Source organism: Rothia sp. BD8 (genome assembly GCF_044878465.1).
Taxonomy (GTDB): domain Bacteria; phylum Actinomycetota; class Actinomycetes; order Actinomycetales; family Micrococcaceae; genus Rothia; species Rothia kristinae.
In genome coordinates this window covers 1-24,969 of sequence record NZ_JANJES010000016.1, presented here as the reverse complement: position 1 = coordinate 24,969, position 24,969 = coordinate 1, and the positions used below count along the sequence as shown (strand labels likewise).

The following is a 24,969-nucleotide window of genomic DNA, read 5'->3' as shown; positions in this document are numbered from 1 at the left end:
AAAAACGGGAGCCCTCCGGTGTTTCGGGAGCACTGCGCGTGCTCCCGAACCACCGGAGGGCTCCCGAAACGGAGCCGACGGCGCCGGGCCCCGAAGGCGGGTCAGGCCGGCAGGGTCACGACCTGGCCCGCGTAGGTGAAGCCGCCGCCGAAGCCCAGCAGCAGGGCCCTGCCGCCGCGCGGCAGCTCACCGCGGTGCCAGTACTTGGACAGCGCCAGGGGAACGGAGCCGGCCGAGGTGTTCCCGGATTCGACGATGTCCTGCAGCACCACCTGGTCCTCGCGGGCGCCCAGGGCCTTGGCCAGCGGCTCGATCAGCCGCAGGTTGGCCTGGTGGAAGGCCAGCACGTCGATGTCGTCCATGCTCAGTTCGGCGGCCTCCAGCACCCGCTGGGCCTGCTTGGCGGCCTCGGTGAAGGCCCAGCGCATCACCTGGCGCCCGTCCTGGCTGAAGGTGGTCGGGTCCCCGTCGATGGTCACGGCGTCGGCCATCTGCGGGACGGAGCCCCAGATGGTCGGGGTGATGCCCGGGGTCTCGGCGGCGGTGAGCACGACGGCGCCCGCGCCGTCGGCCACCAGGATGCAGGTGCGCCGGTCCGTCCAGTCCGTGACCGCGGAGAGCTTATCCGCCCCGATCACCAGGGCGGTGGAGGCCGAGCCGGCCCGGATCGCCTGATCGGCCACGCCCACGGCGTACTCGAAGCCCGAGCAGGCGGTGTTCACGTCCATGATCGCCGGGGCCGTGAAGCCCAGGCGCTGGCTGATCCGCCCGGCGGTGTTGGGGCTGTGCTCGGTGGTGGTCGTGCTGGCCACCACCACCAGGTCCACGTCCGTGAGGCCGGACTCCTCCAGGGCCATGCGCCCGGCGCGCTCGGCCATGTCCAGGACGGTCTCATCCTCGGCGGCGATGTGCCGCTCGCGGATGCCCGTGCGGGTCTGGATCCACTCGTCGTCGGTCTCCACCAGCTCGGCGATATCGAAGTTGGTCATCACGCGCTCGGGCTGGTAGTGCCCGAGGCCGATGATCGTGGAACCATGGTGCGTAGTCGACATGCCGTCGATTTTATCCTCCCGGGCCGCTCGGGCGCGCATCCGCCGCCCGGAGAGGTCCGCCCGCGTCCGCCCTCGAACCTCAGGAGCCCCGTGACCGTCCTCGCCCAGATCCTCGCCCTGCTCGCCGCCGCCCTGCATGTGGTGATCTTCGTCCTGGAATCCCTGCGCTGGGAGAGCCCCCGGGCGCGCGGGGCCTTCGGCACGAGCCCCGAGGAGGCCGCGGCCACCCGCGAGCTCGCCTTCAACCAGGGCTTCTACAACCTCTTCCTGGCCGTGCTGGCAGCGCTCGGGGCGATCTGCTGGTTCGCCGGGGCGGACACCGTGGGCCTGACCCTGGGCATCGCGGGACTGGGCAGCATGCTCGGGGCGGCCCTGGTGCTGTTCTGCTCCTCACCCGGCCAGCGCGGCGCGGCCATGAAGCAGGGGACCCTGCCGCTGCTGGCCCTGCTGTGCCTCGGTGCGGGGGCGCTGCTGGCCTGAGGGCCGCCCTGTTCGCCGTTGACCTGGAACGACGCCGCTTCCAGGTCTCGTCTCTGCGCGAAACGCCGGGGCGAGCTTCCGCGGGCGGGAGGACGATGGGGGGATGAATCAGAACCAGAGCATCAGCACCCAGATCCAGCTCGTGCACCGGCCCACCGGATGGCCCGAGGAGACCGACTTCCGCACCGTCAGCGTCGAGCTGCCGGACCTGGCCGAGGGCCAGGTGCGCGTGCGCAACGAGTTCATCTCCGTGGACCCGTACATGCGCGGGCGCATGGTGGATGAGAAGAGCTACGTGGAGCCCTTCGCCCTGGGGGAGACGATGGACGGCGCGGCCGTCGGGCGCGTGATCGCCTCGCGCAGCCCCGACCTGTCGGAGGGCACCCTGGTCAGCCACCAGCAGGGCTGGCGCGACCTGGCCCAGGGCGATGCCGCGGACTTCCGCGCCGTGCCCGAGCCGGGGGGCCTTCCGAGCTCCGCGTACCTGTCCGTGCTGGGCATGACCGGGCTGACCGCCTACACCGGTCTCACCCGCGCCGCCTCCTTCCGGGAGGGGGACACCGTGTTCGTCTCCGGGGCCGCCGGTGCAGTGGGTTCGATGGTCGGACAGATCGCCCGCCAGCTCGGCGCCGAGCGGGTCATCGGCTCCGCGGGCTCGCCCGAGAAGGTCCGGCTGCTCACCGAGAAGTACGGCTTCGACGCCGCCTTCGACTACAAGCAGGCCCCCGTGCGCGAGCAGCTGCCCGAACACGCCCCCGACGGCATCGACGTCTACTTCGACAACGTCGGCGGAGACCACCTGGAGGCCGCCCTGGACGTGCTCAACCGCGGCGGCCGGGTCGCCGCCTGCGGGGCGATCAGCCAGTACAACGAGACCGAGCGTCAGCCCGGCCCGGACAACATGGTGAACCTCATCAAGAACTCCCTGACCCTGCACGGGTTCACCGTGGGCGACTACCTGGACTGTGCCGAGGAGTTCAACCGGCGCATGAGCGGCTGGCTGGCCGAAGGGAAGATCGTCTGGGATGAGACGGTGGTGGACGGCCTGGACCACGCCGTGGAGGCCTTCCTGTCCATGATGCGCGGGGCCAACACCGGGAAGATGGTCGTGCGCATCTGACACGGGTGCGCCCGCGTCACGGAGGCTGGCCCGGGCCGCCGCCCGGGATAGGGTGGATCGAGGCCGCAACGACGAGGACGGGGAGCTGGAGCGACGTGCAGGACGGCGAGAAGAGCTGGGATGACACGCCGGCGGGCATGGACCGGGATCAGTACCGGGCCGGGGAGCTGATCGTGCGGGCCAGCAGGTTCGTGCGGGCCGCCTCCCGACACCGCGGACGCGAGCGCTCCGCCGTCGTGCTGCGGACCCTGTCCAACCTGCAGGCCAAGGGCCCCATGCGCATCGGGGATCTGGCCCACGCCGAGCACATCACCCAGCCGACCATGACCGGAGTCATCCAGCGCCTGCAGTCCCAGGGGCTGGTGGACCGGATGGATGATCCCGACGACGGCCGGGCCCGGCTCGTGCTGATCACCCCGCGGGGCCGCGCGGAGCTGCAGGAGTTCCGCCGATTGGCCTCCGACCGGGTGAGCCCGGCCATGGCGCAGCTGAGTCCCGAGGAGCGCGAGACCCTGTGGGAGGCCACCAAGATCCTGCGGCGGGTCACCCGCGAGCTGGACAGTGACGCCGACTGACCCGGGTCCCTGACCCGATCCGCCGAGGCGGGCAGCTGCGCCGCTCCGCTCAGCTCGACGGCCTGGTTCCCTCCGGGGAGAAGATCCCGGAGACCCCTCGCCGGTGGCTGCCGACCCAGTGGGTGTCCACCATCCCGATCGCCTCCATCAGCGCGTAGGCGCTGGTGGGCCCGATGAACCGGAAGCCGTTGCGCTTGAGCGTCTTCGCCAGGGCCGCCGAGACCGGAGAGCTGGTGGGCACCTGCTCCGGTGACTCCGGGTGCGGGGTGGTCTGCGGGCAGAAGGACCAGATCAGCGCGGGCAGGCCGGACGGGATCTTCAGGGGCTCGCCCGCCCACCGGGGCAGCGCGAAGCCGGTCAGCGGCACCGTCCCGGTGGCGTCCAGCCCGGTCCCGGGCCCCGGACGCTCCTCGGCCTGCCGGACCCGCTCCCGCAGCTGCAGCACGGCGCGGGCGTTGGTCACGGCGGCGGTGATCTTGGGCCGGGAGCGGATGATCGCGGCGTCCTGCATCAGGGCCTGGATCCGGTCCTCGTCGAAGGCGGCCACCGCCTCCGGGTCGAAGCCGTCGAAGGCCTGGCGGAAGGCCTCGCGCCGGGAGAGCACCGTGGCCCAGGACAGCCCGGCCTGGAAGCCCTCCAGACACAGCCGCTCGTAGAGCCCGCGCTCATCCGTGACGGGCAGGCCCCATTCGCGGTCGTAGTACGAGCGCATCATGGAGCTCGCCGAGGCCCACGGGGTGCGCGGCGGCGCCGTCTCCGTCGCCTCCGGCACGTCTGCCTGCCGTGGAGCATCCTCCCGCACGGTCTCCTCCCGCGCGCTCCCGTTCTGCCTATCGGTGGTGGGCCGCATCGTCGCCTCCTGTGCTGCCGCCGGGGTGGCGGCCTCCTGCCCCGGGACGCTATCACCGGCGCGAGTTCCGCAGGCGCCGCACACCCCCGGGAGACCGCACCCGCCCCGGCCGTCGGTGGATCCCGCGGGATCGCGGGCGGGCCGATCCACAGGATCCGGCCCCGGCCCGGGCATGCGCGAGGGGGCGGGGCACCTCGCGGTGCGCCCGGCCCCTCACCTCACCTCCTCGCCCCGCGGGCGCGGGGCGCGCGGGGCGAGGTCAGTGCTGCTCGACGTCCTCGTCCACCCAGTCCAGGGTGCGCTGCACGGCCTTCTTCCACAGCCGGTACTGGCGCTCGACCTCCTCCTCGGACATCTCCGGCTCCCAGCGCTTATCCTCCTGCCAGTTGTCCGTGACGTCCTGCTCGCCCTCCCAGAAGCCGACGGCGATCCCGGCCGCGTACGCAGCACCCAGGGCCGTGGTCTCGGTGACCTTCGGGCGGATCACCGGAACGCGCAGCAGGTCCGCCTGGAACTGCATGAGGAACTCGTTGGCGGTCATCCCGCCGTCCACGCGCAGCTCGGTCAGCTCCACGCCGGAGTCCGCGTTCATCGCGTCCAGCACCTCGCGGGTCTGGAAGGCCGTGGCCTCCAGGGCGGCGCGGGCGATGTGGGCCTTCTTGACGTAGCGGGTCATCCCCACCAGCACGCCGCGGGCGTCGGAGCGCCAGTGCGGGGCGAACAGCCCGGAGAAGGCCGGGACGAAGTAGGTCCCACCGGAATCCTCCACGGAGGTGGCCAGCTCCTCGGTCTCCGCGGCGCTGCCGATCAGCTCCAGGTTGTCCCGCAGCCACTGGATCAGGGAACCGGACACGGCGATCGAGCCCTCCAGAGCGTAGACCGGCTTCTGATCCCCGATCTTGTACGCCAGAGTGGTCAGCAGGCCGTTCTCGGAGATCACCGGCTCCTCGCCGGTGTTCATCAGCATGAAGTTGCCGGTGCCGTAGGTGTTCTTGGACATGCCCTTCTCGAAGCAGGCCTGCCCGAAGGTCGCGGCCTGCTGATCCCCGAGGATCCCGGCGATCGGCACCCCTCGCAGCAGGCCGCGGGCCTTGCGTCCGCGCCCGTAGACCTCGGCGGAGGAGCGGATCTCCGGCAGCATCGACATCGGGATCCCGAAGTCCTCGGCGATGTCCTCCTCCCACTCCAGGGTGCGGAAGTTCATGAGCATGGTCCTGGAGGCGTTGGTCACATCCGTGACGTGCACGCCGCCGTCGGTGCCGCCGGTGAGGTTCCACAGCACCCAGGTGTCGGTGGTGCCGAACAGCAGGTCCCCGTTCTCGGCCTTCTCGCGCGCGCCGTCGACGTTGTCCAGGATCCACTTGATCTTGGGTCCGGCGAAGTAGGTCGCGAAGTCCAGCCCGACGCGGTCCCGGTACTTGCCCGGCCCGTCCTGACCGGCCAGCTCCTCGCAGATCCGCTGGGTGCGGGTGTCCTGCCAGACGATCGCGTTGTACACCGGCTCCCCGGTGTTCTTATCCCACACCACGGTCGTCTCGCGCTGGTTGGTGATGCCCACGGCGGCGATGTCGTGGTGGTTGACCTCGGCCTCGGACAGGCAGTCGCCGACGGCGCGGCGGATGTTGCGCCAGATCTCCTGCGGGTCGTGCTCGACCCACCCGGCCTTCGGGAAGATCTGCTCGTGCTCCAGCTGTCCGACGGAGACGATCTCTCCCTTCCGGTCGAACAGGATCGCCCGGGAGCTGGTGGTGCCCTGGTCGATGGCCAGGACGTAGCGCTTCTCCTCGTCGTTGGTCTCGGAGTACAGGTGCTCGTTCTTCTTCTCGGTCATGGCGTCGGTGCCTTTCCAGATCGGCGGCGGCGGAGGGGGCCCTCCGGTCACCGCGGGGTGGGGGGGTCGCGGCCGCCGTGGGGACGGTCGCGGCGGTTGCTTCAGGGGAGGGAGTCGGTCACAGACTGACGAACAGGGGCACGATCAGCGCTGCCAGCACGCCGCCGACGATCGGGCCCACCACGGGGATCCAGGAGTAGGCCCAGTCCGAGGTGCCCTTGCCCTTGATGGGCAGGATCGCGTGGGCGATGCGCGGGCCCAGATCCCGGGCCGGGTTGATCGCGTAGCCGGTGGGCCCACCCAGGGACACCCCGATCGCCACGACCACCAGGGCCACGGCCAGCGGACCGACCTCGGTGGGGGTCTTCCCGGCGACGATGACGAAGGCCACCAGCACGAAGGTCGCCACGATCTCGGTGAGCAGGTTCCAGCCGTAGGAGCGGATCTCGGGTCCGGTGGAGAACACCCCGAGCTTGTCCGCGGCCGGAGCCTCCTCATCGAAGTGCTTCTTGTGGGTCAGGTACACGATGATCGCGCCGATGATCGCCCCGACCATCTGCCCGGCGATGTAGTAGAGCATGTTGGCCGCGGTGGCCGGCACCCCGTCGGTCAGCTGCCCGTCGCGCAGGGCCAGGCCGATGGTCACCGCCGGGTTCAGGTGCCCGCCGGTCAGGTACGCGGCGTAGACGCCGGCGTACACGGCCAGGCCCCAGCCGAAGGCCACCATGAGCCAGCCGCCGCCGTGGTTCTTGGTGCGCGGCAGCACCTGCCCGGCGACGACGCCGCAGCCCAGGACGATCAGGATCAGCGTGCCGAGGAATTCGGAGGCGAACATGCCCCAGCCGGTCGGCACCCCGGCGTCGGTGACCAGCCCGCCGGCGGTCAGGAGGGGGCCCGCGGAGACCGCGGACAGGACGGAAGCGAACATGGCGCTGCTTTCCGGCACGTCATCGTGCCTTGTCTCGAAAGGATCCGGCCGCGCCCCCGCCCGCTGCGCTCGGGGCCCGGGCGCAGCGGGCGGGGTTTCGGCTCGGCGTCTTCAGGTGAAGTCGGGGGGGGAGGCTACTTCCCGGAGCCGAAGGTCCTGCGGGGCACGATCTCCGGATCCGCGGTGATGATCCCGGAGGCCCCGGCATCGTCATCCAGCTCCTCGGCGCGCTCGATGTCGCGCACGCGGGTGGCATAGGAGTCCTTCTCCTTCGCGATCCGCTGCTCGTCCCAGCCCAGCTCGGCCGCCATGATCTCGAGGATCTCGTCGGCGGCGGCCAGACCGCGGTCGCGCTGCTCGATGTCCAGGCGCACCCGGCGCATCAGGACGTCCTCCAGATGCAGGGCGCCCTCGTGGCGCACGGCCAGCAGGGCCTCGGCCCGCAGGAACATCGGGGCGTGCTCCAGGGGCCGGCCCCAGGAGGAGTCCTCCCGGATCAGGTCCAGCACGTCGTCGATCTCGGCGCCGTAGCGGTCCAGCAGGGAGTCCACCCGGGCGGCGGTCCAGCCCTGCTCCTCGGCGATCCGCCCGGCGCGGGCCCGAGCCGCCTCGTAGCCGTGGGCCCCGACCAGCGGGGTGTGCTCTGTGATGGAGGGACGGATCTTCGCCGCCGAACCGAGGGCGAAGTCCACGGCGTCGCGGGCCATGACGCGGTAGGTGGTCAGCTTCCCGCCGGCGATCGCGGACATGCCCGGTGCGACCTCGGTGACGGTGTGCTCGCGGGAGACCTTGGTGGACTGGGTGTCATCGCCCTTGGTGCCCGGCTGCAGCAGCGGGCGCAGCCCGGCGTAGGTGGAGACGATGTCCTCACGCGTCAGCGGCTTGTCCAGGATCGCGTTGGCGTGCTCCAGGATGTAGTCGATGTCCTGGGAGGTGGCCACGGGGCGGGCGACGTCCTGGTCGTAGGGGGTGTCGGTGGTGCCGATGACCCAGTACCGCTGCCAGGGGATGATGAACAGCACCGACTTCTCGGTGCGCAGGAAGATCCCGGCCTCGGCGTTGATGCGCTCGCGGGGCACGACGATGTGCACGCCCTTGGAGGCCAGCACCTGCAGCCCGGAGTCCGGAGCGGCCAGCTTCTCGGTCTCCTCGGTCCACACGCCGGTGGCGTTGATGACGTGCTTCGCGCGCACGGTGTGCTCCCGCCCGGTCTCCAGGTCCGTGACCACCGCGCCCTCGACCCGCCCGGTGGCGGACTTGATGATGCGGGTGACCTGGGTGCGGGAGGCCGCCAGGGCGCCGTAGCCGGCGGCGGTGCGGATCAGGTCGATGACCAGGCGGGCGTCGTCCACGCGGGCATCGTAGAAGCGGATGGCTCCGGTCAGCTCGGAGGACTTGATGTCAGGGAACAGCCGCAGCGCGCCCTTCTTGGAGTAGTGCTTCTGGGTGGGTACGGTCTTCTTCCCGCGGGCACCGGCGATGGCCATCGCGTCGTACATGCCGATGCCGATCGCCGAGTAGGAGCGCTCGATGACCGGCATCTTCAGGGGCCACAGGAAGGGCTGGGCCTTGACCAGGTGCGGGGCCAGCGACGTCAGCAGCAGTCCGCGCTCCTTCAGCGCCTCGGCGACGAGCTTGAAGTCCAGGTTCAGCAGATAGCGCAGCCCGCCGTGCACGAGCTTGGAGGACCAGGCGGAGGTGCCGGAGGCCCAGTCCCCGGCGTCCACGACGGCGGTGCGCAGCCCGCGGGTCGCGGCGTCCAGGGCGATGCCGGCGCCGGTCACGCCGCCGCCGATCACGAGGACGTCCACGCCCTCCTCGTCGGACATCGCCGCCAGCGCCTCGGCGCGGGTCTCAGCGGTCAGGTGGGTTGCGGGGGTATTCACGGGTGCTCCTTGCGTCGCGGACGTGGTTCGTATCACTGCCCACCAGTTCTACCGCGTCATGAAAGGATGGTCAGCACCGGTGGAAGAATGTGCAGGTGCGGAGGGTGCTCGGTGAAAGAACGTGATGATCTGGCGTGGGAGGTGGCCTCGAGCTACTACCGCCAGGAGCGGACCATGGACTCCATCGCCCACGACCTGGGCATCTCCCGGGCCACGGTCTCCCGCCTGCTCAAGCACGCCCGGGCCACGGGCCTGGTGCGCATCGAGATCGCCCCGCGCTCGACGGGCCGCACGGCGCTGGCCGATCAGATCCAGCGTGGCTTCGGGGTCACCGCCGACGTCGTGCCGGTCGCGGCGGGGGTCTCCGAGCTGGTGCGCCTGGAGCAGGTCTGCCGGGTCGCCGCCGAGCACCTGGACGGGCTGCTGGAGCCCGGCACCGTGCTGGGCCTGGCCTGGGGCTCGACCATCACCGAGTTCGCCCGGCACCTGTCCCACCGGCACATGCCCGACTCCGTCGTCGTCCAGCTCAACGGGGCCGGCAACGCCAGCCGCACGGGCATCCCCTACACCGGGGCCATCCTGGATGCGGTGGCCGAGGCCTACGGCTCCCGCGTCGTGCACTTCCCGGTCCCGGCGTTCTTCGACTACCCCGAGACCAAGCAGGCCATGTGGCGCGAACGCAGCATCCGCGGCGTCTTGGAGGTCCAGCGCGGCGCCCGCGTGGCCGTGTTCGGCGTGGGAGCGCTGCACGGGGCCGTGCCCTCCCACGTGTACAGCTCCGGGTACCTCGAGGAGCGCGACTACGCCGCGATCGCCCGGGACCGGGTGGTCGGCGACGTGTGCACGGTGCTGCTGCGCGAGAACGGCACCTGGGCAGACGTCGAGCTGAACCGCCGGGCCACCGGTCCGACCCCGGAGCAGCTGGCCCGGATCCCACGGCGGCTGTGCGTGGCCTCCGGGGCGCACCGGGTCCCCGCCCTGCTGGGGGCGCTGCGGGCCGGGGCCATCACGGACCTGGTGATCGACGAGGCCACGGCCCGCCTCCTGCTGGAGCGGGCCGCCCCCGCCCGCGGGTGACGCCCGATCCTCCGGGCGCCCGGCTCAGCGCCGCTGCCAGGGGTGCGCGTGCGCGGGGGCCGGGCGCAGCAGCCGGTCCAGGCGCGCGCGCCGGTCGGCGTCCAGGTGGCGCCAGGCGATCCGCTGCAGCAGCAGGGTCGTGACGCCGGCCACCAGCAGGCCCAGCACGTTCAGACCCAGCTGGGAGGCCGAGCCGGCGATCTCCGCCGCCGAGCCGATGGCCACCCCGAGGGCGAGGTTGCCCGCGGCGGGCACCGTGGTCACCGAGATGAAGACCCCCACCATCGCGCTGGTCTTGTCCGTGGTCTGGGCCCACACCCCGGCGGCGCCGGCCAGCAGAGCCACGACGAAGGACCAGATGTCCGGGCGCCAGATGAAACCCGTCTGGGGTCGGGCGCGGGTGACCTCCTCGGGGGTGAAGGCCCCCGCGTGCAGGGCGGCGAAGGCCGCCACCGCCACCACCGCCGTGACCAGGGCGAAGCTCCAGACCAGCAGCCACAGGGCCCGCCCGGCCAGCCGCCACCGGCCCAGCACCGCCCCGGTGCACGCCGCGGCCACGACGGAGAAGTCCGGGCCCACGACCATCGCCCCGACCACGAGCACCGCGGAGTCGGTGAGCACGGCGATCCCCGCCAGGGCGACCGCGATGAGCAGGAACACCAGGTAGCTGGGGGTGGCCCGGCTGGCGGCCTGCGCCTCGTCCTCGACCAGGGACCAGATCACGGCATCATCCGGATCCCCGCGGGCGGCCCGCTCGGCGTCCTCGGCGGCGGTCGACGGGGTGCCCAGCGGCTGGCTGATCGCGACGCCGCCGCGCTCGCGCACCCCGGCCCGGTCCAGCTGCTCGAGGATGTCGCTGGCCGCCTCGCGGGCGACGTCGGCCTCCAGCAGATCCCCCGAGGGGCGCACCGCCCCGGGCAGGTGCACGACGTCGATCAGGCGCGGATCGTCCAGCCAGCGGCGGAGGATGTCGCGGGCGAGGTCGGCGGGGGCGGTGACGCGGAAGTGCACGAGCATGGCTGCGATTATCCCCGATGCCCGGTCATCGCCGGCCGTCGTCCTCCGGCCGATGACCGGAGCCCGAGGCCGGAACCGCACAGTGCGGAGGGTCTCAGCCGTGAGCCAGCATCTCCAGGCCGATCAGGGCCAGGCCCAGCACCGACTCGGCCCCGAGCAGGAGCAGACGCTGCCAGCGCGGCAGCCGCGTGGTGCGCACCGCCAGGCGGGCGACCACGGCCAGTCCCGCGATGAGGGCGATCATGCTGCCGGTCAGGGCCGCAGCGACGTCCCACACGCCCAGCCAGCCCAGTCCCAGGAAGATGATGGGCAGCGAGACCGCATCGATCGCCCCGAAGGAGACCGCGGCCTGGCGCCTGAGCGCGGCAGCATCCGGCAGCCGCCCGGTCACGGCGGTGGTCGAGATGACGCCCGCGGTGAAGACGGCCAGCAGGGAGCCCAGCAGGGTGATGACGAAGGTCAGCAGCGCCTCGGAGGCCTCCGGGAGATGACCGTGCGAGCGCATGGTCGGCCCCGCAGGGCCTCACCCGGGCAGGGGCAGGGCCTGCGCGGCGTCGTGCAGGCAGGAGCGCACCGCCTCGATGGCCGGGCGCGGGGCCATGTCCCGGCGCGCGGAGGTGAACACCTCCCGGTGGGGGTCCCCGGGCAGCGGCACCCACCGGATGCCCGCCGGGGCGTTCACGCAGGCCAGCCACGGCAGCAGGGACACCGCGTGCCCGGCGGCCACCAGATCCGCGTGGGCCCGCACGTCGTCGAACTCGAAGCGCACCTCCGGCTCGAAGCCCGCCGAGCGGCACACGTGCAGGGCCCAGTCGCGGCTGGCGTTGCCCGCCGGCTCCATGGCCCACGGCAGGTGGGCCGCCTGGGCCGGGGAGGCGATGTCGGCGTCGCCCGGCACCGCCAGACGCACGGGGTCGCGCAGCAGCTGCCGGGAGTCGACCTCCGGGAACTGGGCCACCGCGTGGTGCGGGTACTGCTCGGCCACCACCAGGTCCACCTCTCGCAGCTGGGTCTGGGCCAGGGCCGCCTCGGGCTCGCGCTGGACCACCTGGACCCGCACCAGCAGATGCCGCCGGGCCAGCAGGTCCAGGGCGCGGGGCAGCAGGGCGGAGGCGGCGGTCTGGAAGATGGCCAGGCGCACCCGCCCGGCGGGCTCGTCCTGGGTGCTCTGCAGCGCGGTGACGGCCAGGTCCATCTCGTGCAGGATCCGCTCCGTGTGCTCGATCAGGGTCCTGGCCTGCGGGGTCAGCACGAGGGCGCGGCCCTGCCGCTGCACGAGGGGGACCCCGCACTCCCGGGCCAGGGCGGACAGCTGCTGGGAGACCGCCGAAGGGGTGTAGCCCAGGGCCCGGGCGGTCTCGGTCACCGTCTCGCGTCGGGACAGCTCCTGCAGCACCCGCAGCCTCTTGACGTCCAGCATCGGAACCTTTCAGAAGATCTTCAGATGAACTGTCAGAAAGTGTCATTTCTGCTTCATCGTGTTCTCGACCATACTGGATCCCAGCACCCGGCGGACCGCGCGCTGGGCACCGTGCCCCGCCGGATCGCCCCGGCGAGATCTCGAGGAGGAGTCCCCATGACCACCCACCCCTTCGACGCCCCCGAGCTCCAGCGCCTGGCCGAGCAGGCCGGTGAGCTGGTCTCCCGCTGGGTCGAGGCCTCCGCCGAGATCCCTGAGGACAAGGCCGCCGAGCAGCTGGCCGGGGTCCTGAAGGACCCGCACGGCCTGGAGTTCACCGTCGGCTTCGTCGACGGCGTGATCCGCCCGGAGGACGACGCCGCGGCCGGGCACAACCTCGGGCGCCTGGCCCCGATCGTCCCGAAGTTCCTGCCCTGGCACCTGCGCGCCGCCGTGCGCGCCGGCGGGCTGGTGGCGCCCAAGGCCTCCTGGCCGACCATCCCGCTGGCCCGGCGGGCCCTGCGCGAGATGGTCGGGCACCTGATCGTGGACGCCCGGGACGAGAAGCTCGGCCCCGCCATCGAGCACCTGACCGCCGGAGGCAACAAGCTCAACATCAACCTGCTCGGAGAGGCCGTGCTGGGCGATGCCGAGGCCGAGCGGCGCCTGCGCGAGACCGAGCGGCTGCTGCGCCGCGACGACGTCGACTACGTCTCCGTCAAGGTCTCCGCCGTCTCCGGCCCGCACGCCCCGTGGTCCTTCGACGAGGTCGTGGACACCGCGGTGCGCCGCCTGACCCCGCTGTACGAGTACGCCGCCTCCGCCCCGACCCCCAAGTTCATCAACCTGGACATGGAGGAGTACAAGGACCTGGACCTGACCATCGCGGTGTTCACCCGCATCCTGGATCAGCCGCAGCTGCGGGGCCTGGAGGCCGGCATCGTGCTGCAGGCCTACCTGCCGGACACCCTGGCGGCGATGCAGCGGCTGCAGGAGTGGGCCACCCGGCGCGTGGAGACCGGCGGCTCCCGGATCAAGGTGCGCCTGGTCAAGGGCGCCAACCTGTCCATGGAGCTGGTCGAGGCCGCCGTGCACCAGTGGCCCCTGACCACCTGGGACTCCAAGGAGGCCACGGATGCCAACTACAAGCGGGTCCTGGACTGGGCGCTGCGCCCCGAGCGCACCCGCAGCATCCGCCTGGGCATCGCCGGGCACAACCTGTTCGACATCGCCTTCGCCCACCTGCTCAGTCAGCAGCGCGGGGTGCAGGAGGACGTCGAGTTCGAGATGCTCATCGGCATGGCCGCCCAGCAGGCCGAGGTGGTCCGCCGCGACGTCGGCGCGCTGCTGCTGTACACCCCCGTGGTGCGGCCCGAGGAGTTCGACGTCGCCATCTCCTATCTGGTGCGTCGGCTGGAGGAGAACGCCTCGAGCGAGAACTTCATGTCCGCGGTCTTCGACCTGGCCGACAGCCGGTTCCTGTTCGACCGGGAGAAGGTCCGCTTCCAGCGGGCCCTGGCCGCGGTCACCGACGAGGTCCCCGCCCCCAACCGCACCCAGGATCGCGCCGCGGAGACCGAGCAGAGCGTGTTCCGCCCCGAGGACGGCTTCGCCAACTGCCCGGACACCGACACCTCTCTGGCCGCCAACCGGGAGTGGGGCCGGCGGATCCTGGAGCGGGTGCCGGGATCGAGCCTCGGGCAGGAGCTGATCGAGGAATCCTTCCTGACGGACGAGGAGCAGGTCCGGGAGGCCCTGGCCACCGCCCAGAGGGCGGGTCGGGCCTGGGGCGAGCGCCCGGCGGCCGAGCGGGCCGCGATCCTGCGCCGGGTCGGCGTCGTGCTGGGGCTGAAGCGGGCCGAGCTGCTGGAGGTCATGGCCAGCGAGGCCGGGAAGCTGCTGGATCAGGGCGACCCGGAGGTCTCCGAGGCCATCGACTTCGCCAACTACTACGCCCAGCTGGCCGAGGAGCTGGAGCGGGTCGACGGCGCGCAGTTCCACCCCGTGGACGTCACGCTGGTGACCCCGCCGTGGAACTTCCCCGTCGCGATCCCCACCGGATCCGCGCTGGCCGCCCTGGCCGCCGGCTCCGCGGTGATCTTCAAGCCGGCCGCCGAGGCCCAGCGCTGCGGCGCCGTGATCGCCGAGGCCCTGTGGGAGGCCGGGGTCCCGCGGGAGGCGCTGCAGCTGGTCCAGGTGGACGAGAAGGCCCACGGGCGCCAGCTGGTCAGCGCCCCGGAGATCGACCGGGTGATCCTCACCGGCGCCTACGAGACCGCGGAGCTGTTCCGCTCCTTCCGCCCGGACCTGCAGCTGTTCGGGGAGACCTCCGGGAAGAACTCCATCATCGTCACCCCGCACGCGGACCTGGACCTGGCGGTCAAGGACGTCGTGCAGTCGGCCTTCGGCCACGCCGGGCAGAAGTGCTCCGCGGCTTCCACCGTGATCCTCGTCGGCACGGCAGCGACCTCCCGGCGCTTCCGCAACCAGCTCGTGGACGCCGTGCGCTCCCTGCACGTGGCCCACCCCGAGGACATCACCGCGCAGATGGGTCCCGTCATCGCCGCCCCCGAAGGCAAGCTGCTGCGCGGACTGACGCAGCTGGGGGAGGGGGAGCACTGGGTCATCGAGCCGCGGCAGCTGGATGAGACCGGGAAGCTGTGGTCCCCCGGGGTGCGCGCCGGGGTGCGCCCGGGCAGCGAGTACCACCTCACCGAGTACTTCGGGCCGATCCTCGGGGTCATGACGGCCGAGACCCTGGAGGAGGCCATCGAGCTGCAGAACGCCCCCGAATATGGGCTGACCGCGGGGCTGCACTCACTGAACTCGGAGGAGCTGGCCCTGTGGCTGGACCGGGTCCAGGCCGGCAACGTCTACGTCAACCGCGGCATCACCGGGGCGATCGTGCGGCGCCAGTCCTTCGGCGGCTGGAAGAAGTCCTCCGTGGGCACCGGCACCAAGGCCGGCGGGCCCAGCTACCTGATGGCCCTGGGGGAGTGGACCTCGCGTCCGTCCACCGCGATCGCCACCCCCAGCGCGGAGCCGGTCAAGGAGCTGCTGCGCCGCGTGCGCGAACCCCACGCCCTGAGTGCCGTCCAGCGGGAGTTCCTGACCCGCGCGACCAGCTCGGATGCGGCCGCCTGGGCGGCGGAGTTCGGCCTGGGCCACGACCCGTCCCAGCTGGGCGTGGAGCGCAACATCCTGCGCTACGTCCCCCAGCCGGTGCACGTGCGCGCGGATGCGGACGCGGACCTCGCGCACACCCTGCGGGTCCTGGCCGCGGGCCTGGCCGCGGGCGCGCCGATCACCTTCTCCACGGCCCGGCCCGTCCCCGTCTCGGTGGCCGGGGCCCTGGAGCAGGCCGGGGTGCGCATCGTCGAGGAGTCCGACGACGCCTGGCGCGACGCCCTGCGCGGCATCCGCCGGCGAGGCCCCCGGGAGCTGGCCGGAACCCGCTTCGAGGGCATGCGCATCCGGCTGATCGGCGCGGATCACGCCTCCGTGTACGAGGCCCTGGAGGGGCGCCCGGATCTGGGGATCTACCACGGCCCGGTCACCGAGGCCGGGTGGGTCGAGATGCTGCCGTTCCTGCGGGAGCAGGCCGTGTCCATCACCGCCCACCGCTTCGGCAACCCGGACCGGTTCTCCGAGGGCGTCATCTAGGCCCGGTCGGGTACGCGCCCTCCGGGCTGTGACCGGCGCGGCAGGGTAATGTGTCCTGTGCAATTCGAGCGCGTCCGCCCGCAGCGAGTTCCCTCGGGATCCTGCGGGCGGGCGCGCAGCGATCCCCCACACCCACGCATGAGAAGAGGCCATCGCCGATGAGCGCCGTCCCCACCGAGTTCTCCTACACCGCCGAGCACGAATGGATCTCCGCGGCCGATGCCGACGGCGTCGTCACCGTGGGGATCACCGACCACGCCCAGGACGCGCTGGGCGACGTCGTCTACGTGGACCTGCCGGAGGTCGGGGACTCCTTCGCCGCCGGGGACTCCTTCGGCGAGGTCGAGTCCACCAAGTCCGTCTCGGACCTGTACCTGCCGGTGGCCGGGGAGATCGTGGCCGTCAACGAGGCGCTGGGGGACAACCCCGGGGCCGTCAACGAGGACCCCTACGACGCGGGCTGGCTGATCCGGCTGCGCCCGGATGATCCCGCGGACCTGGCCGGTCTGCTGGATGCGCAGGCCTATCGCGACCAGCTGTCCTGACCGACGCGGCGCGGACCGGGCCGGCACAGACCGGGGCCGAGGGCTGAAGCCCGCGCCCGCGCCGCATCGGCCCGCTAGACTGGGGATCCGGGATCTTCCCCCGCGCCCCCGATCGGTCGGCGCCGGGGTGGGACCCGCCGCGGCCGCACCACGGATCCGGGAGACCGGGACCGTGCCGGCCGGAACCGACCGCCGCTCATGACCCGAGGGGAAGACATGTCAGAGCACGAGCAAGCATCACCGGAGACCACCGTCATCCGGGTCAACCCGTCGCAGGAGCGCCCCGTGCGCCGCCGCCTGGCCGACGAGGAGGCCGCCGCCGTCGCGGCCCTGCCCGCCGATTCGGCGCTGCTGATCGCCCAGTCCGGCCCGCACGGCAGCGCCCGCTTCCTGCTGGATGCGGACGCCGCGAAGCCGGATCACGGCATCGTCGCCGGGCGCCACCCGGACGCGGACATCTTCCTGGACGACGTCACGGTCTCCCGGCGCCACGCCAGCTTCTCCTTCAACGCCGGGGCCTTCGAGATCACCGACGCCGGCTCCCTGAACGGCACCTACGTCAACGGGGACCGCGTGGATCACGTGAGCCTGCAGGACGGGGACGAGGTGCGCATCGGCAAGTTCGTCTTCGTGTTCTGCGTCGGGCGCAGCCGCTGAGGCGGGCGAGCCCACCCATGGACGCCGCCGAGGACGCCACCGCACCGGAGCAGGTGACGGATAAGACCATCGGCCAGGTGCTCAGCCACCTGGACGCCGAGTTCCCGGGACTGAGCGCCTCCAAGGTGCGCTTCCTGGAGGACCGCGGCCTGATCTTCCCCCAGCGCACCGCCACCGGCTACCGCAAATACTCCGCGCAGGACATCGTGCGTCTGCGCTACATCCTCACGCTCCAGCGTGACCGCTATCTTCCCCTCAAGGTCATCAAGGAACAGGTGGACGCGGTGGAGCGCGACGGCGGGGACTTCGCCCTGCCCGAGGCCGAGGGCCCCGGCCCGGCCCCGGAGGTGGCCACGCCGACGGCGCGGACGGCCGGGGCGCGCACCTGGTCCATGCGCGAGCTGTCCAAGCACACCTCGGCCCCGCTGCCGCTGCTGCGGGAGCTGATCTCCTACGGGCTGATCAGCGAGGGGCCGGAGGGCACCTTCGACGAGCACGCCGCCCAGACGGCGACCCTGTGCGTGCGCCTGACCTCCCACGGCCTGCAGCCCCGACATCTGCGCTTCTTCCGGGCGGCGGCCGACCGGGAGGTGGGGCTGGTGGAGCAGGCCGTGGCCCCGCTGGCCGGGCGCCGCGACGAGCAGTCCCGGGAGCGGGCCGCGGCCACCGCCCGGGAGCTGTCCGGGCTGTGCACGCAGCTGCACGCCGAGCTGGTGGCCGACCGGGTCCAGCGCACCTGGTGAGCCCGCCCCGGCGGACACGCGGGGCCCGGTGGGCCGATGTCTTTGACCGGACCCCGGGTTGCCTCTAACGTCGAGGGAGTGGATCCGGATCCCGTCCCCGACGGCGCGCCGGGCTCACCGGCCGGGGCGGGAGCGCCCGCCCCGGACGTGCTCTTGCACCACCGCGCGCCAGCGCCGACCGAGGAGACGACCAGGGTGAGTCGAGACGGATCCCAGCAGGACCCCCACCGGAACCCTCCGGCGTCCCTGCACGCGGCCCCCGCGCCCTCCTACCAGGAGCAGCAGCTGCCCGGGATGGAGACGGTCGCCCCGCCCACCGGCCGCCAGGGGCTGCTGTTCGACGAGGACCTCGTGGCCCTGGACGAGAGCATCGGCTACCGCGGCCCCGTGGCGTGCAAGGCCGCGGGCATCACCTACCGACAGCTGGACTACTGGGCGCGCACCCACCTCGTGGAGCCCACCGTGCGCGGGGCCAAGGGCTCCGGAACCCAGCGGCTGTACGCCTTCCGGGACGTCCTGGTGCTGAAGATCGTCAAGCGCCTGCTGGACACCGGCGTCTCGCTGCAGCAGATCCGCTCCTCCGTGCAGCACCTGCGCTCGCGCGGGGTCGAGGACCTCGCCCAGATCACCCTGATGTCCGACGGGGCCAGCGTCTACGAGTGCACCTCCCCGGATGAGGTGATCGATCTGGTCCAGGCGGGGCAGGGCGTGTTCGGCATCGCCGTGGGCCGGGTCTGGCGGGAGCTGGAGACCAACCTCTCCAGCATGCCCGGGGAGGATCTGCGCGCAGCGGAGCACTCCGCGCAGCAGCAGCCGGCCCCGTCCGCGCCCGACGAGCTCTCCGCCCGGCGCGCGCGGCGAAACCTGGCGGGCTGAGCCGGACTCGTCCGCGGCGACGCCGAGCTCTCGGCCGGCCGGTTGTCAGCCCGCCGCCGTCGGTGGGGTGGCTGCGGGATCAGCCCCGCAGCAGTCCGGCGAGGATCGCGTCGTAGGCCTCGGCCAGGGCCCTGGCCTCCGCCCCGCCCCAGGCGTGCACGGGGTGCGCCGAGCCCTGGATCTGCTGCCACACCGGAGACTGCGGGATCGCGGGGGAGACCAGCAGGCGCCCGAACATCCCCTCCATCTCCTCGATGCGGTAGCGATGCTCGGGCCAGTCCTCCTGCACCTTGTTGACCACGACGCTGGCCGCGCGCACCTTCAGGGAGCTCTCCGACTCGAAGCGGGCGATCGCGCGCATGGTGCGCTCGGTGCCGGCCACCGAGAACAGGGAGGGCTCGGCCACGGAGAGCACCTTGTCGCTGGCGGCCCAGGCGATCATCGTCAGGGTGTTCAGCGCGGGCGGGCAGTCGATGAGCACCAGCTCGTAGCCGGAGGCCCCGGCCAGGGCCTCGCGCAGGCGGCCCAGCTGCCGCCGGTTCGGGCGCAGGTGCTCGTAGGCGGCCGAGCGGGCGGATCCGGCCAGCACATCCAGCCGGGTCCCGGACGCGGCGTCGCTGCGGCGCAGCCACCCGGCCGGGGTCGCGGCGCGGGCCACGGCCCGGCGTCGGCCCGGGGCTGCCAGGACCTGCGCGACGTCGGTCCCGTGCGCGTGGGTCGCGGACAGTCCGAGCCCCGTGCTGGCGTCCCCGTGCGGATCCAGATCCACCACGAGCGTGTCCACCCCGCGGTGCAGGGCCGCGGAGGCCAGGCCCAGGGCCACGGAGGTCTTGCCGACCCCGCCCTTCAGGGAGCTGACGCTGACGATCTGGGACACACACACCTCGCGCGGGATGGGCCGGGTTTTTTCGGAATCGGCCCCATCATAGCGGCCCGGGCGCCCGATGCCGTGTCCCGAGGGTGCGGCGGATTCCTCCCCGGGGTGTGATCTGACATATATTGTTCGGGACACCTCCTGTCCGGCCAACCAAGCTCCCGCGCGTCCCGCTTCCGGTCGGAAGCGGCGCGATGCGGGACGGAAACGGTGGAATCCCCGATGTTCTCCAAGATCCTGATCGCCAACCGCGGCGAGATCGCGATCCGCGCCTATCGCGCCGCCTACGAGCTCGGCGCCAAGACCGTCGGCGTCTTCCCATACGAGGACCGCAACTCGATCCACCGCCAGCAGGCCGATGAGGCCTACCCGATCGGGGAGGAGGGCCACCCCGTCCGGGCCTACCTGGATGTGGACGAGATCATCCGGGTGGCCCGTGAGTCCGGTGCGGACGCGATCTACCCCGGCTACGGGTTCCTGTCCGAGAACCCCAAGCTCGCCCAGGCCGCGGCCGAGGCCGGGATCACCTTCATCGGCCCGCCCCCGGAGGTCCTGGACCTGGCCGGGAACAAGGTCGCGGCGCTGAAGGCCGCCCGGCGCGCCGGGATCCCCGTGCTGGATTCCACCGAGCCCTCCGCGGACCCGGAGCAGCTGCTGGCCGAGGCCGGGCGGATCGGCTTCCCGATCTTCGTCAAGGCCGTGGCCGGCGGCGGCGGTCGCGGCATGCGCCGGGTCAACACCGCCGAGGAGCTGCCGGATGCGCTGGCGGCGGCGATGCGCGAGGCGGAGACCGCCTTCGGGGACCCGACGGTCTTCCTGGAGCAGGCGGTGCTGCGGCCCCGGCACATCGAGGTGCAGATCCTCGCCGACGCGCAGGGGCACATCGTGCACCTGTTCGAACGCGACTGCTCCCTGCAGCGTCGGCACCAGAAGGTCGTGGAGATCGCCCCGGCCCCGCACCTGGACGAGCGGATCCGCCAGGCCCTGCATCGGGATGCGGTGAAGTTCGCCCGGGAGCTGGGCTACGTCAACGCCGGCACCGTGGAGTTCCTCGTGGACACCGCGGGGGAGCGGGCCGGGCAGCACGTGTTCATCGAGATGAACCCGCGCATCCAGGTGGAGCACACCGTGACCGAGGAGGTCACGGACGTGGACCTCGTGCAGGCCCAGATGCGCATCGCCTCGGGGGAGACCCTGGAGGACCTGGGCATCTCCCAGGAGACCCTGAGCGTCAAGGGTGCGGCCCTGCAGTGCCGGATCACCACCGAGGACCCCACCAACGGCTTCCGGCCCGACGTCGGGAAGATCAGCGCCTATCGCTCCGCCGGCGGTGCCGGGGTGCGCCTGGACGGGGGCACCGTGTACGCCGGGGCGGAGATCTCCCCGCACTTCGACTCCATGCTGTGCAAGGTCACCTGCCGCGGCCGGGACTTCCGCACCGCCGTGCAGCGGGCCCAGCGGGCCCTGGCCGAGTTCCGCATCCGCGGGGTGGCCACCAACATCCCCTTCATCCAGGCGGTGCTGGAGGATCCGGTGTTCCAGGCCGGGGACGTCTCCACCCCCTTCATCGACGAGCACCCGGAGCTGCTGACCAAGAAGCACTCATCGGACCGGGGCACCCGGGCCCTGAGCTACCTCGCCCAGGTCACGGTCAACCGCCCCCACGGCCCCCGCATCGAGGGCATCGACCCGCGGGACAAGCTGCCCCGCTACCCCGGGGACAAGATCGCCGAGCCGTACCGCAACCCCTTCGACGGCGGGCACCACACGCCCCCGGACGGGTGGCGCCAGGTGCTGCTGGAGAAGGGCCCCGAGGGCTTCGCGAAGGCGCTGCGCGAGTCCGAGGCTCTCGCGGTCACCGACACCACGTTCCGCGACGCCCACCAGTCCCTGCTGGCCACCCGGATCCGCACCCGGGATCTGCTGGCCGCGGCCCCGGCCTACGCCCACGTGCTGCCCGGGCTGTTCTCGGTGGAGGCCTGGGGCGGGGCCACCTACGACGTCGCCCTGCGCTTCCTCTCCGAGGACCCCTGGGAGCGCCTGGCCCACCTGCGGGCGGCCATGCCCAACCTGCCGATCCAGATGCTGCTGCGCGGGCGCAACACGGTGGGCTACACCCCGTACCCCGAGGAGGTCACGGAGGCCTTCGTCAAGGAGGCCGCCGAGACCGGGGTGGACATCTTCCGGATCTTCGACGCCCTGAACGACGTCTCCCAGATGGCCCCGGCGATCCGGGCGGTGCGCGAGACCGGCACGGCGGTGGCCGAGGTGGCCATGTGCTACACCGGCAACCTGCTGGACCCGCAGGAGCGGGTCTACACCCTGGAGTACTACCTGGATCTGGCCCAGCAGATCGTCGACGCCGGCGCGCACATCCTGGCGATCAAGGACATGGCCGGCCTGCTGCGCCCGGAGGCGGCCCGACGCCTCGTCGCGGCGCTGCGCGAGCGCTTCGATGTGCCCGTGCACCTGCACACCCACGACACCGCCGGCGGGCAGCTGGCCACCCTGCTGGCCGCCGCCGAGGCCGGGGTGGACGCCGTCGACGTCGCCGCCGCCTCCCTGGCCGGGACCACCAGCCAGCCGGCCGCCTCCTCGCTGGTCGCCGCGCTGGCCGACACCCCGCGGGACACCGGGCTAGGTCTGGAGCAGGTCAGCTCCCTGGAGCCGTACTGGGAGGCCGTGCGGGCGATCTACCGGCCTTTCGAGATGGGACTGAGCTCCCCGACCGGGCGGGTCTACCGCCACGAGATCCCGGGGGGTCAGCTGTCCAACCTGCGCGCCCAGGCCACCGCGCTGGGCCTGGCGGAGCACTTCGAGGAGATCGAGGACATGTACTCCGCCGCGGACCGGATGCTGGGGCACATCGTGAAGGTCACCCCCTCCTCGAAGGTCGTGGGGGACCTCGCCCTGCAGCTGGTGGGCATGAAGGCGGACCCGGCCGAGTTCGAGCAGAACCCGCAGAAGTTCGACATCCCCGACTCCGTGATCGGCTTCCTCAACGGGGAGCTGGGCACCCCGCCGGCCGGCTGGCCCGAGCCGTTCCGCACCAAGGCCCTGGAGGGGCGCCACGCCAAGCCGAAGATCACCCAACTGTCCGAGGAGGACCGGGAGGGTCTGACCGGGGACTCCCCGACCCGCCGCGCCACCTTGAACCGGCTGCTGTTCCCGGGCCCTGCCGCGGAGTACGCGAAGGCCAGGGAGGAGTACGGGGACCTGTCCGTGCTGCACACCCGGGACTTCCTCTACGGCATGGTCGAGCACCGCGAGCACGTGATCTCCCTGGGCCGCGGGGTGCGGCTGCTGGCCACGCTGCAAGCGATCTCCGAGCCCGATGAGAAGGGCTACCGGACCGTGATGTGCACGCTGAACGGCCAGCAGCGCTCGATCGACGTGCGCGACGAATCCGTGGAGACCAGCTTCCAGGCCGCGGAGAAGGCCGACGCCTCCCGCCCCGGGCACGTGCCCGCCCCCTTCGCCGGGGCGGTGAGCGTGATCGTGGAGGAGGGCCAGGAGGTGGCCTCCGGCGAGCAGGTCGCCACGATCGAGGCCATGAAGATGGAGGCCTCCATCACCGCGCCGGTGGCCGGGACCGTGCAGCGGGTCCTGGCCCGGGAGGTCACCCAGATGCACGGGGGAGACCTCGTCATCGTCATCGATCCCGCCTGATCCTTGCGCGCCCGCCTCCCGGCGGGAATGCGCGGCTACGGTCCGGACGTTGAGCCGAGGGACGGGGCCGCGCGCCCCGGGCCAGGGCCCCGACGGACCGCGCGGGGCCGGCGCGACCACGAGGAGGACCATGTCCGAGACCCGCGAGTACGATCTGGTGATCCTGGGATCCGGATCCGGCAACACCATCATCGACGAGTCCTGGCGGGACCGGCGGGTCGCAATCGTGGATTCCGGGATCTTCGGCGGCACCTGCCTGAACGTCGGGTGCATCCCCACCAAGATGTTCGCCTACCCGGCGGCCACTGCCCTGCACGGGCTGGACCTGGAGCGGCTCGGCGTGCGCATGCGCCGCACCGGGGCGGACTGGCCGGGCCTGCGGGACCGCATCTTCGGCCGGATCGACCCGATCTCCGAGGGTGGGCTGTCCTACCGGCAGGGCCAGGACTTCGTGGAGGTGTTCACCCAGGAGGCCCGCCTGCAGGATCCGCACACCCTGGTGCTGGACGACGGGACCCGGATCCGCGGGCGGCAGCTGGTCCTGGCCGCCGGCGCCCGGGCCGTGCTCCCGCAGATCCCCGGCATCGATCTGCCCGGGGTGCACACCTCGGACACGATCATGCGCCTGGAGGAGCTGCCGGAGACCGTGGTGATCGTCGGCGGCGGGTTCATCGCCGCGGAGTTCGCGACCGTCTTCACGGGGCTGGGCTCGCGGGTGATCCAGGTCAACCGCTCCGAGCGGCTGCTGCGCGAGCACGACGCGCAGATCGCCGAGCGCTTCCGCCGCGAGGCCGCCCGGCGCTGGGACCTGCGCACCGGGACCGAGATCGAGCGGATCGAGCAGGGCCCGGAGGGTGGCCTGCAGGTGCACCTTCTCGACGGCGAGGGCTCGCGGGAGGCGGTGTGCGCGGACGTCGTCCTGGTGGCGACCGGGCGACGGTCCAACGCGGACCGGATCGGGGCGGCGGAGGCCGGGCTGGACGTGCGCGACGGGGTCGTGGCCGTGGACGCCCAGCAGCGGGTGCTGGCCGACGGGCGGCCCGTGACCGGGGTGTGGGCGCTGGGGGACATCTGCTCCCCGGTGCAGCTGAAGCACCTGGCCAACGCCCAGGCCCGCACCGTGGCCCACAACCTCACCCACCCGCAGGACCTGCGGGCCACCGACCAGCGCTACGTGCCCCACGCGGTGTTCTCCGACCCGCAGATCGCCGCCGTGGGGCTGACCGAGGAGCAGGCCCGCAGGCTCGCGGAGCGGGAGGGCTTCGCGATCACCGTGAAGGTCCAGGACTACGGCGACGTCGCCTACGGCTGGGCCATGGAGGATTCGGCCGGGCTGGTCAAGCTCATCGCCCGGAAGGACACCGGTCAGCTGCTCGGGGCCCACCTGATCGGCACGGAGGCCTCGATCCTCATCCAGCCGCTGGTGCAGGCGATGAGCTTCGGGCTGGACGCGCACACGATGGCCCGGGGGCAGTACTGGATCCACCCGGCGCTCAGCGAGGTCGTGGAGAACGCCCTGCTGGGCCTGGACGTGCCCGGCACCCCGGGGCTGCCGGACTGACCCGCACCCCGCGGCCGGACCGACGTCGGTCCGGCCGACCGCGGCCCCGCCGCCCGCGCGGCGGCCGACGTGCGCCGCCGGGCCGGGGGGGCGGCGGGGCCCCGGCGGGGGGGGGCGGGGCCGGTACCGGGGGCGGGTTGGGGTGAGGATATAAACACGAAGTCCG

General features: G+C 72.4%; 20 protein-coding genes. 11 read left to right on the top strand and 9 right to left on the bottom strand.

Annotated features, from left to right (window positions below):
* Positions 1–101: 101 nt before the first annotated feature.
* A complete protein-coding gene (locus tag NQ707_RS09975; RefSeq protein ID WP_055684679.1) occupies positions 102–1,052 on the bottom strand; it encodes a beta-ketoacyl-ACP synthase III in 951 nt (316 codons plus the stop codon).
* Between the two features lie 90 nt (positions 1,053–1,142).
* Here NQ707_RS09975 and NQ707_RS09970 point away from each other — a divergent pair, with 90 nt between their 5' ends.
* The 3 genes from NQ707_RS09970 (at position 1,143) to NQ707_RS09960 (ending at position 3,227) form a co-directional block, all read left to right on the top strand.
* Positions 1,143–1,532 (top strand): DUF1304 domain-containing protein, encoded by a 390-nt coding sequence (locus NQ707_RS09970; RefSeq protein WP_197939441.1) that lies wholly within the window; start codon positions 1,143–1,145, stop codon positions 1,530–1,532.
* A 103-nt stretch (positions 1,533–1,635) separates the two neighbouring features.
* Positions 1,636–2,652 (top strand): NADP-dependent oxidoreductase, encoded by a 1,017-nt coding sequence (locus NQ707_RS09965; RefSeq protein ID WP_404435661.1) that lies wholly within the window; start codon positions 1,636–1,638, stop codon positions 2,650–2,652.
* Between the two features lie 95 nt (positions 2,653–2,747).
* The gene (locus NQ707_RS09960) at positions 2,748–3,227 is read left to right on the top strand and encodes a MarR family winged helix-turn-helix transcriptional regulator (RefSeq protein WP_058731730.1); all 480 of its coding nucleotides are present in this window, start codon (positions 2,748–2,750) and stop codon (positions 3,225–3,227) included.
* Between the two features lie 49 nt (positions 3,228–3,276).
* On the opposite strand, the gene NQ707_RS09955 is transcribed toward NQ707_RS09960, so the two are convergent.
* From NQ707_RS09955 to NQ707_RS09940, 4 genes are all read right to left on the bottom strand, one after another.
* Positions 3,277–4,077 carry a DNA-3-methyladenine glycosylase I gene (locus NQ707_RS09955; RefSeq protein ID WP_100464706.1) on the bottom strand — a complete coding sequence of 267 codons (801 nt, stop codon included), beginning with the start codon at positions 4,075–4,077 and terminating at the stop codon, positions 3,277–3,279.
* Between the two features lie 259 nt (positions 4,078–4,336).
* On the bottom strand, positions 4,337–5,908 hold the full coding sequence (gene glpK, locus NQ707_RS09950; protein WP_058753909.1) for a glycerol kinase GlpK: 1,572 nt from the start codon (positions 5,906–5,908) through the stop codon (positions 4,337–4,339).
* A gap of 118 nt (positions 5,909–6,026) precedes the next feature.
* Positions 6,027–6,836, bottom strand: a complete 810-nt coding sequence (locus NQ707_RS09945) for an MIP/aquaporin family protein (protein WP_207543981.1) — start codon at positions 6,834–6,836, stop codon at positions 6,027–6,029.
* 134 nt (positions 6,837–6,970) lie between these two features.
* Positions 6,971–8,665 carry an FAD-dependent oxidoreductase gene (locus NQ707_RS09940; protein ID WP_404435681.1) on the bottom strand — a complete coding sequence of 565 codons (1,695 nt, stop codon included), beginning with the start codon at positions 8,663–8,665 and terminating at the stop codon, positions 6,971–6,973.
* Positions 8,666–8,833: 168 nt separating this feature from the next.
* Between NQ707_RS09940 and NQ707_RS09935 the strand changes: the two genes are divergently transcribed.
* Positions 8,834–9,799, top strand: a complete 966-nt coding sequence (locus NQ707_RS09935; RefSeq protein ID WP_055684674.1) for a sugar-binding transcriptional regulator — start codon at positions 8,834–8,836, stop codon at positions 9,797–9,799.
* A 24-nt stretch (positions 9,800–9,823) separates the two neighbouring features.
* Here the strand turns inward: NQ707_RS09935 and NQ707_RS09930 are convergent, their stop codons facing one another.
* The 3 genes from NQ707_RS09930 to NQ707_RS09920 all read right to left on the bottom strand — a co-directional run bounded on the left by NQ707_RS09930 (position 9,824) and on the right by NQ707_RS09920 (position 12,236).
* Positions 9,824–10,816 (bottom strand): DUF389 domain-containing protein, encoded by a 993-nt coding sequence (locus NQ707_RS09930; protein ID WP_055684673.1) that lies wholly within the window; start codon positions 10,814–10,816, stop codon positions 9,824–9,826.
* Positions 10,817–10,910: 94 nt separating this feature from the next.
* Positions 10,911–11,321, bottom strand: coding sequence for a hypothetical protein (locus tag NQ707_RS09925; protein WP_404435657.1), 411 nt, complete (start codon positions 11,319–11,321; stop codon positions 10,911–10,913).
* An 18-nt stretch (positions 11,322–11,339) separates the two neighbouring features.
* Positions 11,340–12,236, bottom strand: a complete 897-nt coding sequence (locus tag NQ707_RS09920) for a LysR family transcriptional regulator (protein ID WP_404435655.1) — start codon at positions 12,234–12,236, stop codon at positions 11,340–11,342.
* A gap of 156 nt (positions 12,237–12,392) precedes the next feature.
* Between NQ707_RS09920 and NQ707_RS09915 the strand changes: the two genes are divergently transcribed.
* The 5 genes from NQ707_RS09915 to NQ707_RS09895 all read left to right on the top strand — a co-directional run bounded on the left by NQ707_RS09915 (position 12,393) and on the right by NQ707_RS09895 (position 18,699).
* A complete protein-coding gene (locus tag NQ707_RS09915) occupies positions 12,393–15,878 on the top strand; it encodes a bifunctional proline dehydrogenase/L-glutamate gamma-semialdehyde dehydrogenase (RefSeq protein WP_358293998.1) in 3,486 nt (1,161 codons plus the stop codon).
* Positions 15,879–16,036: 158 nt separating this feature from the next.
* Positions 16,037–16,423: a glycine cleavage system protein GcvH gene (gene gcvH / locus NQ707_RS09910; RefSeq protein WP_055684669.1), complete on the top strand. Its 387-nt coding sequence runs from the start codon at positions 16,037–16,039 to the stop codon at positions 16,421–16,423.
* Positions 16,424–16,639: 216 nt separating this feature from the next.
* Positions 16,640–17,080: an FHA domain-containing protein gene (locus tag NQ707_RS09905; RefSeq protein WP_254303317.1), complete on the top strand. Its 441-nt coding sequence runs from the start codon at positions 16,640–16,642 to the stop codon at positions 17,078–17,080.
* A gap of 17 nt (positions 17,081–17,097) precedes the next feature.
* Positions 17,098–17,823, top strand: coding sequence for a MerR family transcriptional regulator (locus NQ707_RS09900; RefSeq protein WP_363835211.1), 726 nt, complete (start codon positions 17,098–17,100; stop codon positions 17,821–17,823).
* Between the two features lie 294 nt (positions 17,824–18,117).
* A complete protein-coding gene (locus NQ707_RS09895) occupies positions 18,118–18,699 on the top strand; it encodes a MerR family transcriptional regulator (protein ID WP_055684707.1) in 582 nt (193 codons plus the stop codon).
* Positions 18,700–18,778: 79 nt separating this feature from the next.
* Here the strand turns inward: NQ707_RS09895 and NQ707_RS09890 are convergent, their stop codons facing one another.
* The gene (locus NQ707_RS09890; protein ID WP_055684666.1) at positions 18,779–19,576 is read right to left on the bottom strand and encodes a ParA family protein; all 798 of its coding nucleotides are present in this window, start codon (positions 19,574–19,576) and stop codon (positions 18,779–18,781) included.
* A gap of 219 nt (positions 19,577–19,795) precedes the next feature.
* Here NQ707_RS09890 and NQ707_RS09885 point away from each other — a divergent pair, with 219 nt between their 5' ends.
* A complete protein-coding gene (locus NQ707_RS09885; RefSeq protein WP_129358132.1) occupies positions 19,796–23,242 on the top strand; it encodes a pyruvate carboxylase in 3,447 nt (1,148 codons plus the stop codon).
* 130 nt (positions 23,243–23,372) lie between these two features.
* Positions 23,373–24,803, top strand: a complete 1,431-nt coding sequence (locus tag NQ707_RS09880; RefSeq protein ID WP_055684664.1) for a mycothione reductase — start codon at positions 23,373–23,375, stop codon at positions 24,801–24,803.
* Positions 24,804–24,969: the final 166 nt, after the last annotated feature.

Bases quoted from the DNA above. Each gene is read 5' to 3' on its own strand.
- glpK (WP_058753909.1), bottom strand. From the start codon at position 5,908: ATGACCGAGAAGAAGAACGAGCACCTGTACTCCGAGACCAACGACGAG.
- NQ707_RS09925 (WP_404435657.1), bottom strand. From the start codon at position 11,321: ATGCGCTCGCACGGTCATCTCCCGGAGGCCTCCGAGGCGCTGCTGACC.
- NQ707_RS09965 (WP_404435661.1), top strand. From the start codon at position 1,636: ATGAATCAGAACCAGAGCATCAGCACCCAGATCCAGCTCGTGCACCGG.
- NQ707_RS09930 (WP_055684673.1), bottom strand. From the start codon at position 10,816: ATGCTCGTGCACTTCCGCGTCACCGCCCCCGCCGACCTCGCCCGCGAC.
- NQ707_RS09900 (WP_363835211.1), top strand. From the start codon at position 17,098: ATGGACGCCGCCGAGGACGCCACCGCACCGGAGCAGGTGACGGATAAG.
- gcvH (WP_055684669.1), top strand. From the start codon at position 16,037: ATGAGCGCCGTCCCCACCGAGTTCTCCTACACCGCCGAGCACGAATGG.
- NQ707_RS09905 (WP_254303317.1), top strand. From the start codon at position 16,640: ATGTCAGAGCACGAGCAAGCATCACCGGAGACCACCGTCATCCGGGTC.
- NQ707_RS09945 (WP_207543981.1), bottom strand. From the start codon at position 6,836: ATGTTCGCTTCCGTCCTGTCCGCGGTCTCCGCGGGCCCCCTCCTGACC.
- NQ707_RS09955 (WP_100464706.1), bottom strand. From the start codon at position 4,077: ATGCGGCCCACCACCGATAGGCAGAACGGGAGCGCGCGGGAGGAGACC.
- NQ707_RS09940 (WP_404435681.1), bottom strand. From the start codon at position 8,665: ATGTCCGACGAGGAGGGCGTGGACGTCCTCGTGATCGGCGGCGGCGTG.
- NQ707_RS09880 (WP_055684664.1), top strand. From the start codon at position 23,373: ATGTCCGAGACCCGCGAGTACGATCTGGTGATCCTGGGATCCGGATCC.
- NQ707_RS09895 (WP_055684707.1), top strand. From the start codon at position 18,118: ATGGAGACGGTCGCCCCGCCCACCGGCCGCCAGGGGCTGCTGTTCGAC.
- NQ707_RS09975 (WP_055684679.1), bottom strand. From the start codon at position 1,052: ATGTCGACTACGCACCATGGTTCCACGATCATCGGCCTCGGGCACTAC.
- NQ707_RS09920 (WP_404435655.1), bottom strand. From the start codon at position 12,236: ATGCTGGACGTCAAGAGGCTGCGGGTGCTGCAGGAGCTGTCCCGACGC.
- NQ707_RS09885 (WP_129358132.1), top strand. From the start codon at position 19,796: ATGTTCTCCAAGATCCTGATCGCCAACCGCGGCGAGATCGCGATCCGC.
- NQ707_RS09915 (WP_358293998.1), top strand. From the start codon at position 12,393: ATGACCACCCACCCCTTCGACGCCCCCGAGCTCCAGCGCCTGGCCGAG.